This is a genomic window from Salicibibacter cibarius, assembly GCF_016495725.1.
In the GTDB taxonomy this organism is placed as follows: Bacteria; Bacillota; Bacilli; order Bacillales; family Marinococcaceae; genus Salicibibacter; species Salicibibacter cibarius.
Window position 1 is genome coordinate 2,338,494 of the sequence record NZ_CP054705.1, and the last position, 14,543, is coordinate 2,353,036.

The 14,543-nt window shown below is 43.7% G+C and carries 15 protein-coding genes and 1 riboswitch; of the genes, 6 read left to right on the top strand and 9 right to left on the bottom strand.

Annotated elements, in window-relative coordinates; translation table 11 throughout:
- Positions 1 to 22: 22 nt before the first annotated feature.
- Together HUG15_RS12150 and HUG15_RS12155 are read right to left on the bottom strand one after the other, a co-directional pair.
- Positions 23 to 256: a DUF896 domain-containing protein gene (locus HUG15_RS12150; RefSeq protein WP_200123364.1), complete on the bottom strand. Its 234-nt coding sequence runs from the start codon at positions 254 to 256 to the stop codon at positions 23 to 25.
- A 163-nt stretch (positions 257 to 419) separates the two neighbouring features.
- Entirely contained in the window at positions 420 to 611 is a 192-nt protein-coding gene (locus tag HUG15_RS12155; RefSeq protein WP_200123365.1) for a hypothetical protein, read from the bottom strand.
- Positions 612 to 752: 141 nt separating this feature from the next.
- Here HUG15_RS12155 and lexA point away from each other — a divergent pair, with 141 nt between their 5' ends.
- Positions 753 to 1,385, top strand: a complete 633-nt coding sequence (gene lexA, locus HUG15_RS12160; protein WP_200123366.1) for a transcriptional repressor LexA — start codon at positions 753 to 755, stop codon at positions 1,383 to 1,385.
- Between the two features lie 776 nt (positions 1,386 to 2,161).
- On the opposite strand, the gene HUG15_RS12165 is transcribed toward lexA, so the two are convergent.
- The 3 genes from HUG15_RS12165 to HUG15_RS12175 all read right to left on the bottom strand — a co-directional run bounded on the left by HUG15_RS12165 (position 2,162) and on the right by HUG15_RS12175 (position 4,071).
- Positions 2,162 to 2,959 (bottom strand): MBL fold metallo-hydrolase, encoded by a 798-nt coding sequence (locus tag HUG15_RS12165; RefSeq protein ID WP_343073109.1) that lies wholly within the window; start codon positions 2,957 to 2,959, stop codon positions 2,162 to 2,164.
- A gap of 24 nt (positions 2,960 to 2,983) precedes the next feature.
- Entirely contained in the window at positions 2,984 to 3,373 is a 390-nt protein-coding gene (locus tag HUG15_RS12170; protein ID WP_200128963.1) for a hotdog fold thioesterase, read from the bottom strand.
- Positions 3,374 to 3,495: 122 nt separating this feature from the next.
- Entirely contained in the window at positions 3,496 to 4,071 is a 576-nt protein-coding gene (locus HUG15_RS12175; RefSeq protein ID WP_200123367.1) for a TetR/AcrR family transcriptional regulator, read from the bottom strand.
- Positions 4,072 to 4,527: 456 nt separating this feature from the next.
- Here HUG15_RS12175 and iscB point away from each other — a divergent pair, with 456 nt between their 5' ends.
- Positions 4,528 to 5,664 carry an RNA-guided endonuclease IscB gene (gene iscB, locus HUG15_RS12180; RefSeq protein WP_200123368.1) on the top strand — a complete coding sequence of 379 codons (1,137 nt, stop codon included), beginning with the start codon at positions 4,528 to 4,530 and terminating at the stop codon, positions 5,662 to 5,664.
- A 48-nt stretch (positions 5,665 to 5,712) separates the two neighbouring features.
- Here iscB and tnpA read toward each other — a convergent pair whose 3' ends face one another.
- A complete protein-coding gene (tnpA, locus tag HUG15_RS12185; RefSeq protein ID WP_200123369.1) occupies positions 5,713 to 6,144 on the bottom strand; it encodes an IS200/IS605 family transposase in 432 nt (143 codons plus the stop codon).
- 492 nt (positions 6,145 to 6,636) lie between these two features.
- A riboswitch (TPP riboswitch) is annotated at positions 6,637 to 6,737 on the top strand.
- A gap of 66 nt (positions 6,738 to 6,803) precedes the next feature.
- Here tnpA and thiT point away from each other — a divergent pair.
- The 3 genes from thiT (at position 6,804) to HUG15_RS12200 (ending at position 10,554) form a co-directional block, all read left to right on the top strand.
- Positions 6,804 to 7,367: an energy-coupled thiamine transporter ThiT gene (thiT, locus tag HUG15_RS12190; protein ID WP_200123370.1), complete on the top strand. Its 564-nt coding sequence runs from the start codon at positions 6,804 to 6,806 to the stop codon at positions 7,365 to 7,367.
- Positions 7,368 to 7,493: 126 nt separating this feature from the next.
- Positions 7,494 to 8,069, top strand: a complete 576-nt coding sequence (locus HUG15_RS12195) for a TetR/AcrR family transcriptional regulator (protein ID WP_200123371.1) — start codon at positions 7,494 to 7,496, stop codon at positions 8,067 to 8,069.
- Positions 8,070 to 8,151: 82 nt separating this feature from the next.
- Positions 8,152 to 10,554 carry a YhgE/Pip domain-containing protein gene (locus tag HUG15_RS12200; RefSeq protein ID WP_200123372.1) on the top strand — a complete coding sequence of 801 codons (2,403 nt, stop codon included), beginning with the start codon at positions 8,152 to 8,154 and terminating at the stop codon, positions 10,552 to 10,554.
- Positions 10,555 to 10,623: 69 nt separating this feature from the next.
- On the opposite strand, the gene HUG15_RS12205 is transcribed toward HUG15_RS12200, so the two are convergent.
- The 3 genes from HUG15_RS12205 to HUG15_RS12215 all read right to left on the bottom strand — a co-directional run bounded on the left by HUG15_RS12205 (position 10,624) and on the right by HUG15_RS12215 (position 13,800).
- Complete coding sequence (locus tag HUG15_RS12205) at positions 10,624 to 11,796, bottom strand: quaternary amine ABC transporter ATP-binding protein (protein ID WP_200123373.1); 1,173 nt, start codon at positions 11,794 to 11,796, stop codon at positions 10,624 to 10,626.
- A gap of 26 nt (positions 11,797 to 11,822) precedes the next feature.
- Entirely contained in the window at positions 11,823 to 12,671 is an 849-nt protein-coding gene (locus tag HUG15_RS12210) for an ABC transporter permease (RefSeq protein ID WP_200123374.1), read from the bottom strand.
- A gap of 136 nt (positions 12,672 to 12,807) precedes the next feature.
- Positions 12,808 to 13,800: an ABC transporter substrate-binding protein gene (locus HUG15_RS12215; RefSeq protein ID WP_200123375.1), complete on the bottom strand. Its 993-nt coding sequence runs from the start codon at positions 13,798 to 13,800 to the stop codon at positions 12,808 to 12,810.
- Between the two features lie 524 nt (positions 13,801 to 14,324).
- On the opposite strand from HUG15_RS12215, the gene HUG15_RS12220 reads away from it, so the two are divergent.
- A complete protein-coding gene (locus HUG15_RS12220) occupies positions 14,325 to 14,501 on the top strand; it encodes a hypothetical protein (protein WP_200123376.1) in 177 nt (58 codons plus the stop codon).
- Positions 14,502 to 14,543: the final 42 nt, after the last annotated feature.

Sequence of the window (14,543 nt, forward strand, 5' to 3'; positions counted from 1 at the left end):
AGCGATGCACCGCTTTTTATCGTTAATAAGAACGGCGGTTGCCTTTTGCATTACGTAATTTTTCCGGGGTTACTTCGTTTCCGTTCTCATCGACGACAGATACATTTTGAATCTGCTGTTTAAAAGAGGTTCTGAAGTTCTGTAGATATTCTTCCCGCAAGTCTTTTTGTTCGTCTTGCTCATCTGCAGTCAACCCCGTCGTTTTCTGTCGTTTGGCTAGTTCATTAATACGGTCAAGCTTTTCATCGGATATCAATGAAGCTCCCCCTTATAGAATCATAAATGATGCTTATCGTCACTATAACGTTCATCCCCGCGTGAAATCAACAGGCAACAGTTCATATTATAACCTAAATGAATGGCTGAATATTAATAGTCCTTGATATTCTTTCTTTTTCTTCCCCATTCTTTTATTCTCTCTACCAATCCGTATGTTCGATCGGTGTTGGCACAAGTGTTACTGTTTGCGGATCTCCTTCCGCTTCCGGCGCACTTGTCCCAATCGATTGATCGGCAACCATCGTCATAATGATGATAGAAAGAGCGAATAAAAATAATAATAAACGTTCTTGTCCTTTTCCGCGTTCTTTTTCAACTTTTTGATTCGTCATAAGAAAACCTCCGAAACAATTGTTCTATTATTAGTGTATCAGAACGATCGTTCGTGTCAAGCATTTCAAGGAACTAATGTTTGCAAACGTTTGTTTTATATGGTAAGCTTTAGACAAATATAAATTAACGAGGTGAATAAAATGAAAAAGCTTTCGCAACGACAAGAAACGATCCTTGAGTTTATTAAAGACAACGTGAAAAAGAAAGGATATCCACCCTCTGTAAGAGAAATCGGCGAAGCAGTCAACCTTGCCTCAAGCTCAACCGTGCACGGCCATTTGGCTCGATTGGAAAAGAAGGGGTATATCCGCAGAGACCCGACCAAACCAAGGGCAATTGAAGTTCTTCATCTCGATGAAGATGGAAACGAAATAGCCGAAGCAGACAAGCCGGCAAGTGCTTATGTTCCTTTGATCGGTAAAGTAACCGCGGGCGTTCCCATTACAGCTGTCGAAAATGTAGAGAGCTATATGCCGTTGCCCGACGATTTTGTCGGAAGTGACCAGGTGTTCATGCTCACCATTGAAGGAGACAGTATGATTGACGCGGGGATTCTTGATGGAGATCAAGTGATTGTACGCCAACAACCGACCGCAGATAACGGTGATATTATCGTAGCGATGACAGACGAACAAGAAGCAACCGTCAAACGCTTTTATAATGAAGGGGACCACATCCGATTACAGCCCGAAAACCAAACATTGGAACCGATCATTCTTGACAATTGCCAAGTGCTCGGAAAAGTAAGCGGTGTCTTCCGTACGATTTCGTAAAACAAAATGCCGATAAAGGAGAATGGAAAGAGTGAGTCTTTCCTTCTTCATCTTTTTGACAATTAAGTTAACATAATAATATTACATCAACCTAATTCCGTTTCTGTTTTACTGTATGCACAGCGCGTATCTGTTTAGAACAGCCTGGGTTATTTTTTCTTCCCGTTTTTCTTTTTACAGCGAGAATCAACAATCCAGGCATGGAAACCGCGATTGTTTAGAAAAACTTGGCTTCCACCAAATCTTTATGGTGGAAGCCTTAGTTCATCTTATACTTTAATCCTTTAACAAAGTTAAACATTTTTAAAGTGTAAAAAAAGACCAATTTCCAACACACCCATCACCTCGCGATCATTGCCAATATGGTATGTATAAACGAGCGCGAGGTGAGCGGTAAATGATTGGCACGAAGGGGCCATGAAGACCGAAATGATGATCGAAACACTAATAAAGGCGCCATGATGTGCTCATGGCGCCCATAACGACGATCAAGTCTAAAATTCAGGTGTCATGAAGCAGTCATGACACCTGTAAATCGCTTTTACCCGGGATTTCGGGCGCTATGAAGCGTCCATGGAGACCGAAACGACGTTCGAGACTTCGTTTGGAGCGTCATGAATCGGTCATGGAACCTGAAGGCCTCACCTGCATCGTATTACGAGATGTCCATGATACCCGAAATCGAGCATACACCCATTTGATCAACGATCCTTTTCCATGAAAAACCCCCCGAGCTCATTTGGCTCGAGGGCACTTACGCGCACAACATGCTTGTTTTAGTATTCATTCTCCAGAATCGAAGAAACAATGTGCAAAGAGTCCCATTCTCCCCCGGAGACGCTTATAATCGGGTACTTTTTCGGATAAAAATTGTCTCTAATCTCCTCAACGGAAAGCCCTTCTTTATGTAGGTGTTTCACCTCTTGGGAAAGGTTCTCAAGGTGATCTAGTTTTTGCTTTAGCATCTCTTTCCCGTTTTCTACATATCCGGCATGGCAACAAAATAGCGATTCAAAATCATAAGCGAGCAATGTTCGAATGGAATCCATCGTCTGCGGGATGGACTCGCTGCTCATAATGACCTTCGGTTTCGGAGCAACAAATAAATCCCCAGCAAATAGCGTTCTATTTTCTTCATCGAAAAAAGCGACATGATCATCTGCATGCCCCGGCGTGTAAATGACTTTCCATTCCCTGTTTTGAGATCGGATCGCACTTTCAAGTGGCGTCGTCTGAAACCCTTTCCGTTTCCCCCAAGTCATCTGACGATACTTCGGGTAGGGTGAGTCTTGGGCGCATATATCAACCCCCTTTGGATGAACATAAATAGGCACTCCATGGTTTTGCTGAAGCCACGGCGCTGTTCCGGAATGGTCTTCATGGCTATGGGTCAGGACGACAAAATCAATCGCATGTGCTTCATAAAAAGGAATAAGGTCCGGCTCCATGCGCGGTGGCCCAGTGTCGACTAACATACCGTCAACCAAAAAGGAATAGACGGTATTTGTCTTTTTCCCTCCGAGGACAACGTCCATTTTTACACAAGTCACATTTTCCTTTTCATATACTTGCAACGCAGTTTCACCCCTTTTCTGTTGTTATTTTTTTGGAACAACCGCCATCGTACAACGTGAGACACAAATTAACTTTTCATTTTCATCCGTCAATTGAATATCCCAAACCATGGTCGTGCGTCCTTTGTGAAAAGGCGTAGCGGTTGCCGTAACAACGCCGTCGGTTTTACTGCGAATATGGTTTGCATTAATTTCCATTCCTACCGGATTGAATTTTTGCGGATCGATATTCATAGCCGTAGCCATCGTCGCAGCTGTTTCCGCCAAAGCAACCGATGCCCCGCCGTGGAGAATACCGGCCGGTTGTCTTGTTTTAGGTCCTACGGGCATCGTCATAATCAGACGGTTGGAACTGAGTTCCACATACTCCATTTCTAGTTCTCCAACAAGGGAATCTTTCCCTCGTGTTCGCATTTCCTCGGCAAAAACTTCCTTATCCTCCACACCGTACAAATCCAACACATCTTGAGAAACGATCATTCCAATCCGCTCCTTCTGTTTTTTGAGAATGTTCATTCTAGATCGATCAAAAAAATTTAATCCAAGGCAATCAGTGTCATTTCAATGATCTCTTCCATTTTTTGTGTGTCTTTGCGCGTTTTCGCCAACACACGTAACCCCACAAACGAGTTATTGAGAAACCTTGCTAACTTTTTCGCATCATGACGTTCCGGTATTTCCCCCGATTTTTGGCCGCGCAACACTAGCTCATATAGCATGTTTTCTGTACTTGAGAAACTGTCCATTACCATATCCATTGCTTCTTGGTCATGTTCGGCCAACTCAATCGCAGTATTGACCGTCAGGCAGCCGCTCGGTAATGTTTCTTTTCGATGGATCGTCATCTCAAATAATCGCCTGATCCCTTGCATGGCTGAATCCATCGATGTTAATTGTTTCTTGATATTCGCTTCCACTGTCTCCACGTAGCGTTTCAATGCTTTCATATACAACGCATGTTTGCTGCCAAACGTGTCGTAGATGCTGCGGCGATGGATGCCCATCTGCGTGACCAAATCTTGCATGGATGTTTTTTCATAGCCCTGATGCCAAAAAAGTTTCATGGCTTTATGCAAGACAGCATCCTCATCATACTCTTTGCTTCGAGCCATGCTCTGTCCTCCCTTACAAACCCTATCCTATCATTTCTAGAATGATCAGTAAAGAATTTTTTGATTTCTCGATTATTGCTAATTCATTGGTATCTTTGGGAACAGAAAACCGAAGCGCCCTTGCACATTAGTTAGCAACATTCGGATTTAATTGGTATACTTAAATTAACGGTATTCTAAATTAAAAATCGGGTGATATCCATGGAATGGAAAACCTATTGTCAATAACTCCCACCAATTCGTAGAATTGGAAGGGGCTTGAAAAGCCTTTATTGACTAGCCTAAGTCTTAACTGACTACGTTATCGACCATGAAGAAACCTATGGATGATTCCCTAGTCCGTAGCTCTTTCGTGGCTCTGTAAACATCTCTGAGGGGGTAGGAGACATCAACCACATCGCGAAGGGTCGATAACATTGGCGAAGGGAAACCACTCCTAGAAAGGAGGAACACTTCATGTTAGTGTTCGTAAAAAACAAGCATGGCGAGTCACTAATGCCGTGCAAACCGCAAAAAGCAAGGCGATTACTGAAACAAAAGAAAGCTAAAATCGTATCTTATGAACCCTTTACGATCCAGCTATTATATGGATCAAGTGGCTACAAGCAAAATGTGAATATAGGCGTTGATTTGGGCGCGAAGGATACAGGCGTTGCGATCACTAGCGAGGATAAAGTGCTTGCAAAAGGTGACATCGAAACCCGCCAAGACGTGAAAAATTTGTTGAATACAAGACGAGCGTATAGACAATCAAGGCGTCATCGTAAGACACGCTATCGAAAACCACGCTTTGACAATCGAAAACGCCCCGACGGATGGCTACCACCGAGTATCGAAAGTCGGATTCAAAACACATTCAGATGGATCGATAAATTCTATTCCCTTGTGCCGAATCCAACATTAACAATCGAAGTTGGCAAATTTGATCCTCACAAGATGATCAATCCTGACATTCAAGGGATCGATTATCAAAAAGGACAAACCTATGGCTATTATGATGTCCGGTATTTTGTGTTTGCAAGAGACAACTATACGTGCCAAGTTTGCAAGAAACAAAGCAAGATACTGAATACCCATCATATTGTCTATCGTTCTCATGGTGGTAGTGATCGTGCGGATAATCTCATTACTGTTTGTACCGATTGTCATACGCATGAGAATCATAAAAAAGGGAAAATCCTTTGGGAGTGGATGATGGAGGGCAAAAAGCTACCTAGCTATAAAGAAGGTACGTTCATGAATGTGTTTCGCAGGAGAGTGTTTGATAAATATTCGGATGTAAATATCACCTATGGTTCCGTTACGACACCTAAACGTAAAGCATTAGGGTTAGATAAAACCCATTATAACGACGCGATAGCGATCAGTGGGATAGATAAGATTGATTATGACACCTATTCCATCTTCAAGATCAAGCAGTTTCGCAAAAAGAAACGATCTTTACATGAAGCAACAGCACGAAAAGGAAGAAAGTGTAAAAATACAATCAGCCAGCGAAATATAAAGAATAAGCCGTTCTTAAACGACCCACCTGCTTTAGCAGGTGGATTTGGACATAAATTGTCCGCGACTGAAAGTCGCATTTCAGACTGAAGTCTGCTGAAAGACCTTAAGCTCAAGCATACTGATTTTGACTGGAACTCAATCATCAATCCTGAATATATCGTTCCTCTTCTCGCTGGTCTGGTTTTCGATATAATTTCTAATGATTTCTTCCGTCACATTTCCTACTGTTGCACAAAAATATCCTCTCGCCCATAAGTGCTGACCCCAATATCTTTTCTTCAGGGCGGGGAATTCGTCTTGGATTAACCTTGATGATCTCCCTTTGAGATATTGCAATATCTTACTCGGTGCTATGCTCGGCGGACAGGACAATAATAAGTGAATATGGTCTTTCCCTACACTTCCTTGTACTATCGTGATCCCTCTCGCTTCACATCCTTGTCTGATTAGTTCCCTTACTCGGTGGGCAATGTCGCCACGTAACACATGATATCTATACTTTGTAACCCATATAATGTGGTATTTGATGTCATAGACCGCGTGGCTACTTCTTTTGTATTCATCCATACTCTCACCTCGGTTTAAGTATGGACATTCAAAGGCAAGGCTAAAAGCTTATACCGTCTAAAGACGGTGGAGTTAGACCACGCTTCTATAACTTAAAGGGATTTTATCTCAATGACAAAGTGCTGTTTCAAGGAAAGGTGGGATGGATCTCGGGTTTCAATGGTACAAGCATGGCCTTTGTCAAAAACATCGAAGACCAATATCTCACAAACCCAGATAAAAGTTACAAACAAGTTCCACTAAAAGCACTCACGTTTATCAAACACACAAACAATTGGTAATTCCTCCCCCACTAAATCACAGATTTTGAAGGGGAATCCTTGCCGAAGCCCTTGTTGAAACGGAAATCACGGCATTTACAGCATTCGTGCAGGAAAATATTCGTCATTTAGAACAAAATGATTAGGTTTTCTCACCATCACTTTTCAGCCGTTTTCCTCCTACTTGCAAGTTTTCCTAATAGGCGTATAATAAAGAATGATCATTAAAATATTTTTCCACTAGAGGTGTCGAAAGACTGAGAGGGACGCGCGTCCTAACTCTTGGAACCTGACCCGGTTCATACCGGCGTAGGGAAGTGGAAGGCATGGATTTACGGGCCCAATAGGCTTGTAGACGCCTGGCTTCCCCCTGTGGACAAACAGAAAGGGGATTTTTTTATGCAACAACGGACGCTTGTTATGGTTGAAATCGCTTTAATGACGGCACTCGCGTTTATTCTGAGCTTCGTGAAGTTTCCCGGGCCTTGGGTGCAAGGCGGCTCGATTTCTCTTATCATGGTGCCGATTTTCATTATGGCTTTTAGGCGCGGGTGGCGAGTTGGGGTGCTCACGGGATTGCTCGTCGGGATCGTGAATTTGATGTACAACGCTTCAATCATTCATCCGATCCAGATGTTGTTGGATTATCCGGTGCCATACGCGGTTCTCGGACTTGCCGCATTGTTTGCATTTCGAAATAGCGAGGGGAAATTGTCCGTGCCCTGGGCGCTTTTCGGTTTGTTGTTCGCCGGGTTTTTACGATTGTTATCTCACATCGTCTCCGGTGTCGTTTGGTTTGGGAGCTTCACTCCGGAAGGTATGAATGTCTATCTCTATTCGATCGGTTACAATATTTCCTATTTATTGCCGGAAATTTTGATCACGCTTGTTGTCGTCTACATCCTCTCCAGGGCACAGCCTGATTTTTTTCACATGAAAAAAACAACCCCACTTCCCTCTTAAGATCTGTGCACGAGCGAACAATTCGCTCGTGCCTATTATTTTTCATTGACTTATCAATCACACATGTTATCATAATAATGACCAATTTGTTCATTTGGTCATTTTCTCGAAAAGAGGGACCAAAAAATGATCACTAACAAACGCGCAACGATTTTAGAAGCTGCAAAACGGGCGTTCTCCTTGTTTGGCTATAAAGGCACATCGGTCGCCCACGTTGCCAAGCTCGCCGGTATCGGCAAAGGCACGATTTATACCGAATTTAAAAATAAGGAAGAAATGTTGGAAGCGGTCATGGATGGCATTTTACATGATCTCGGGACCATTTTTGAACGGGTGAAACACAACGATGAACGATCCATACTGAAACTGCACCGTGCCTTATATGATACGTTGCAATATCGAAAAGAGCATCAACTTCTGATGCATCTGGCCGAAGAAGTCAACGTCCATGGCACGAAAGAAGCGGTGTCCGCGATGCAAAAGGTCGAGGATTTCATTATTACCGCTTTGGAACAAGCCGTTGCGCAAGGGGTGGAAAAAGGTCGTCTGCAAGTGATGGACACGGAGATCACAGCCTTCACCATCTATAAACTATACATTGCGTTCATTGTTGATTGGGAAGCAAAAAAACGTCCGTTGACGGAGGAAGAATTATTTCAGGTCTTTGAAAATCACATTTTTAAAGGAATCGTCGTTCGATGATACACGTGAGCGATGTTTTTTTTGAATAAAAAATGACCATCTTATTATTATGGTCATTTGGCCGAATCAGGGAGGTTTTACATTGAAAGGTTTTATTGCCGAATGGAAGGCAATTTTCGCAGACAAAAAAATGCTCATATCGATCATCGGCATTCTATTGATTCCCGTTTTGTATGGAGGTATTCTGCTTTCGGCTTTCTGGGACCCGTACGGGCAGCTTGAAGAACTTCCCGTTGCTATTGTAAATGAAGATGAAGGAGCTGAATTGGACGGAGAAGAAATGAACGTCGGGGATGAATTCGTAGACGAGCTGCTGGAAAGCGAGGATTTCAATTGGAACGTGACGGATGCCGATGAAGCGCAACGAGGCTTCGATGCATTCGATTATTATTTATACGTGTTAATCCCTTCTTCTTTTTCTGAAGATGTTTCTTCATTACAGGACGAGGATCCTGCAAGTGGAATGATTTATTATGATATCAATGAGGACGTTAACTTTGCTGCCTCGCAAATGGGCACGCAGGCAGTGGACACGATTGAAGAGGAACTGTCCCAAACATTAACGGAAACCTATGTGGAAGTTGTCGATGATGTATATACCGAGTTGACAGACGCGGCTGTTGAACTTGAGGAAGGAGCTGAAACGCTTGCGGACGGTGTCGATTCAGCGCTTGAAAACATGGGCTCCCTCACGGACGGCTTAGCAGACTTGCATGAGGGCGCCGACTCCTTACATGAAGGGGCGAACGAAGCTGCTGAAGGCACCCAAGAATTGCGAACGGAAGTCGAAGCTTTCGCGGAGCTTTTCCATAACAGTGAAGAAGTCGATCAATTGGAAGATACATTGCACGAGATGCAAACGGATGTAACAAACGCCCGCGCTTATTTGGAAAGCGACGATGCCGCCCAGCTGGAACAATCCCTTCGTTCCCTTGATGAAAACTGGTCGGCTGCACGTTCTTCCCTGCAATCCGCTGAAGAATCGTTGAGTCAACTGGACGATCGCCTTGAAGACGTTGATCAACCCGTGCAAGACGCACAAGGTACACTCGATGACATCCGCGAGATGAATGATCGCCTGGATCAATGGCAAAACCGGGCAAATGAAAGCTTGAATGATTTAGAATCGCTTGCAGGCGTCTGTTACGAATGGGAAGAGCGGCTTGGCGATTTTGATGACGCCGATGAAGAAGCTCATGCCTTGTCTGATTATATTGCTGAACACTACCCGGAAGATGAAGCATTACAAAGCTATGCGGATACATTGTCAGAAGTAATAGACGAGATTGACGCTGATGATATTCAACCATGTCAACAAGTCGATGAAACCGTAAATACTTTAAATGAGACGTATGATGATATGGAAGAGGCAACGCCGGAGCTTTCAGAGCAACTGGAAGCGATCGATGCCGCATTCAATGAAACCGCAGATACGATTTCAGATGGACAGGAAGATGTCTCCAATTGGATAAATGACGTAAGTCAGGAGTTGGAAAATGTTCGTGCTGCCGCACCTGAGGGCATCGGTGATGGAGACATCGAGCTATTGGACGTGTTTCCGCAAGCAAGATCTACATTGGCAGATCTGGATGAATCCCTTTCCCGGGCAGATGAAGTATTTTCATCGGCAGACGCTACGATCGATGAAGCGGAACAAGCGGTGCAAACCCTAGATGAAGGGGTGCAAGATCTGAACGAAGGCGCAGACGAATTGTCATCGGAAATGCAAGAGGCATTCGAAGGAGGCATTGAGATTGAAGATGGCCTCGAAGAACTCGATGAAGGTTCCCGGGAACTGCACGAAAATCTGGAGACATTGGCCGAAACATTATTGGAAAATGAATTAACCGAAGAGCAACAAGCGCTTTTCACTTCCCCCGTTGAATCCGTGTCGGAAAGTGAAACAATGGATTACACGTACGGAGAAGGGCTCTCTCCTTATTTCTTATCGTTGGGATTGTTCGTCGGAGGCTTGACGCTCTCGATTATCTATCCTTTTTACCAACCGTTGACGAAACACGAAACGGCATGGAGTTGGTTCTCCGGTAAGTTGGGTGTCATCTGGACAGTAGGCATACTTCAAGCGATCGCTCTCATCGGAGTCACCTTCTTCGGGCTTGATCTGGATATCGCCAGCCCTGGTTGGTTTTCATTTTTCATGGTCTTCTCCGGCCTTTCCTTTATGACACTGATTTTCATGCTCGTTGCCATATTGGATAATCCCGGACGCTTCATCGCGATTATTTTATTAATCGTACAGCTCGGAGGAAGTGGAGGTTCTTTCCCCGTGGAACTAACCCCTGTTTTTTTCCAATACGTGCACAACTTGCTGCCGATGACGTATTCCGTGGAAGGACTGCGGGCGACGATCATGATGGGCGAACCGGGATTGTTGCTTGAGTCTTGGCCGTTGCTGTTGATTTTGGTGGTATCATTAGGGGTAACTTTCCTGTTTTTCACCATGAAGCACAAGAAAAATGACTGAATCAAAAGGGGCAGCTTACCAGTTGTAGCTGTCCCTTTTTCTATCATTCATGCACATATTTTGCCCCTATCAAACGAGCGATGCCAACACCGAAACGCGAGAAATATAGCCCACTAATCGCTCGTCATTGTCTACCACGGCAATTGGATACTTAGCTTCCGTGGCGATTGGAATTAGTTTCTCAATATACGTTTCAGGGTCGGTCGTAGGATAATCGGATTTTACAATATTTTTCAGTGATTGATTTTCCTTGTTTGCTTTCATCGCATCGTCGATGGTGACGAGTCCTTCAAGTTTTTTGTTTTCACCGATCACAAACACGCTCGAAATCCCGTGATTTCTCATTTCCTCAATCGCCAGTTTAGGGCCTCCCCCAACAGGGACAATGGCGGAGGGTTTTAACATGACATTTTGCGCCTGCAATACTTTCGTTTTATCAATGTCTTTCACAAATTCTTTAATATAGTCGCTTTTCGGGGTTTCCAAAACTTCTTCCGGTGTGCCGATTTGCTCCATAACGCCATCTTTCATAACGGCAACCCTGTCACCGAGTTGAAAAGCTTCGTTCACATCGTGCGTAATAAAAATAATTGTTTTTTTCAGTTTGGCTTGAATGTCCAGTAATTCCAATTGCATCTCTCGTCGAATCAATGGGTCCAATGCACTGAATGGTTCGTCCATCAGCAGAATATCCGGATCAGTAGCTAAAGCCCTTGCCAAGCCAACCCTTTGTTGCATGCCACCACTTAGCTCGCCGGGTCTTTTTTGTTCCCAACCTTCAAGCCCGACGGTTTTTAAAACTTGCTTAGCCGTTTCTTCTCTTTCTTCTTGACTGATCCCTTTGACTTCCAGACCATAAGCGACATTCGTTAAAATCGATCGATGGCTAAACAAGCCAAAGTGTTGAAAGACCATAGCCATATTGTTTTGCCTAAATTCACTTAATGTTTTTTTCGAGTAGGGAACAATATCTTCCCCGTTCACAATCACTTTTCCCGCGGTCGGTCGATTCAACATATTTAAACAGCGGATCAAGGTCGATTTTCCACTTCCAGACAAACCCATAATAACGAAAAATTCACTTTCGGACACGTCAAAGGAGACGTCGTATACACCGACGGTATGTCCCGTTTGTTCCAATATGGCGTCCTTGGAGTCTCCTTTTTCCACTAGGTCAAGAGCCTTCTCAGGGTCTTGACCAAAGATTTTGGTTAAATGCTCAACTTTGATCTTTGTGGACATCTTCCATTCCTACTTTCACAATTTGATCAATCACTGTATTTGTACTTTTCAGCCACGCTTTGAGATAAGCGATCCAGAATAATGGCCAGAAAAACGATGCTGATCCCGGCTTCAAACCCTGTAGCGATATCAATTTGTTGCAATGCAGAGAGGACTTCCAGTCCCAAGCCTTGTGCACCAACCATGGAAGCAACGACGACCATCGCGAGCGCCATCATCGTCGTTTGGTTAATCCCGGTCATAATGGTCGGTAAAGCTTGAGGCAATTGGACTTTTAACAGTATCTGTGAAGTGGATGAACCGAAAGAGTCAGCAGCTTCCACCATTTCTTTTGAAACGTTGCGAATCGCCAAGTTCGTTAAACGAATGACAGGAGGAATCGCGTAGATGATAGTGGCAAACATGCCCGGAACAACGCCCAATCCGAAAAGCATCATCGCCGGAATGAGATAAACAAAAGTAGGCATCGTTTGCATGGCATCCAGAATCGGTTTCATGAACCTTTCGAATCGATCTTTATAGGCCATAAAAATACCGATAGGGATACCTACGATAAGGGAAATGATGACAGATGCCAAAATAATCGATACTGTATCCATCATGAGCTCCCAATAGCCGAAAGCACCGATCATAAAAATGAAAATCGCAAAAATCAAACCTGTCCACAAACGAATCAACCGCCAGCCCAGCAGAAAAACAACCGCGATGATCACCCACCAAGGCAACCACAAGAGGAAGGAAGACGATAACTGAAAGCTCCATATAATAGCATCTGAAAGCACATCAAAAACAACGCCAAGGTTGTCGGTAAGCCAGTTGACAAAATCATCTATATATTGTCCAAGATCAAAATCAATGTCTGGAAACGTATTCATCGCTTCCCGGGGAACCGGATAGTAGCCATTCCCACTTCACTCCATTCTCTTGGTAACTTTTTCTTTAAAACAAAGAGGAAAGAGCAAACAGAGACTTTATCATTTTGTCCACTGTTTGTCTTTCTTCAAACGTTGTTTATAAAGACGCCAGTACATCTTCAGCTACATCTTCGGGCACCCATTCGGTCCAAAGATCTTCGTACTCCTCTAAGAACCATTCGGCAGCTTCCCATTCATCCGCATCATTTTCTTCCATATAGTGAAGTGCTTCTCCGGTAATGTCACTGCTCGTCTCATATTGTTCCAGAAACGCAACAAATTCCTCATCATTTTCTGCAAACTCTGTGTTGGCTGTCACGGTTACGGGCTGGGATGGGAAAAACGGATCGTCAGGGTCTTCTTCTTCTAATAATGTCATATCAAGCAAACCGATAATCCAAGTAGGCTCCCAATTATAACCGATCCACGGCTCTCCATCTTCATATGCAGTTAACAAAGAAGTGTTAAGGGCAGCCTCCGATCCCGGGCTGAACAAATTATAGTTCTCATTCAATCCGGCCTCTTCATACATATCATCTACAATCGTTTCCGCTTCGTATCCGGGGGGAGAACCATATATTCGCCCAATTCCATCTTCATCCGGGTCCTCGAACACTTCCCAGTATTCTTCCAAGTCCCCTACAGATTCCAGATCAGGCGCCATCGGTTCTATACCTTCCTCTTCGTCTCCTTCAATGACAAATGTTGGAACATACAACCCTTGTTCATTATCATCAAAGTTCGTGGAAAGCTCAACAATTTCGCCTGCATCCATCCCTTCTTGATACGGCTCTTGCATATTCTCGATCCATGTTTCCAAATAAACATCGATATCTCCGTCTCTCAACCCTTGCAATGTAGCCGGAGAGCTCCCTGTCTGCGTCTCCGTAGCATACCCGTATCCTTCTTCAGCAATGATTTGCGCAACAGAATTATGAAACCATATGCTTTCCCATTCAGGTTCGGCAAAGACGATCGTTTCGTTGTCTTCTTCCGCTCCACCACAAGCCGCTAAGCTAAAGGCTGCAACGGAAAGCAGACCACCTGTGCACCATAATTTATTTCTTTTTTTTCGAAATCCATTCTTCATTTAACAAAACCCCTCCAAATTTTCTATGTATGATGTTTATCTAATTTACTTGCTCATTACACCAAACTTCATGTAAGAAGTCAAAATAGTAATCAGTCGTTATTCTTACATATTTGTCGTTATCGTTATCATTTGCTGGCAAAGAAAACTTATACCGATGAATTTTAGCAATTTCGGTTATAATTCATTATAATTCGACAAAAACACTGATTGAATTGAATTCTTTTATGGAAAATGAAAACAGAAGCTACCATTTGACGCTTTTTTCTGCTTTTTGGACACATTTTTTGCCCCGCGCTTCCCTGATATTCCATTAATTAAAAAAACTTGATACTTCAAGCCAAAAGGAACACCTTCATCGTGAAATATCAGTACATTCACCTATTTAGGGACTGCTGAATAACGGAAAAAGATTGGCACATAAGTATTTTTCGTTGATGTTATCAAAACTGGATGCAAGGAATTCTATCCTAAAAGCAGAAAACCCTTGCACTTCTGGAAACATACGAAGGGGTGACGCTGCAATGGCGAGACGCCAGCGGAAAAACGGACGCGTCAAGACTCCGCAGCGCCGGTTTTGCGCGAGGAGGCTTGACCGTTCGTCCGCGAAAAGCGAAGCCATGGAAGCGGCATCCCGGCTTCAGCTGATATATGCAGTTGTTCAGCAATCCCTATTTATCGACGATTATCCACATATTTAACTTGCTAGTTTACCGCGTGACACGGTTCATCAATCGTCTTCT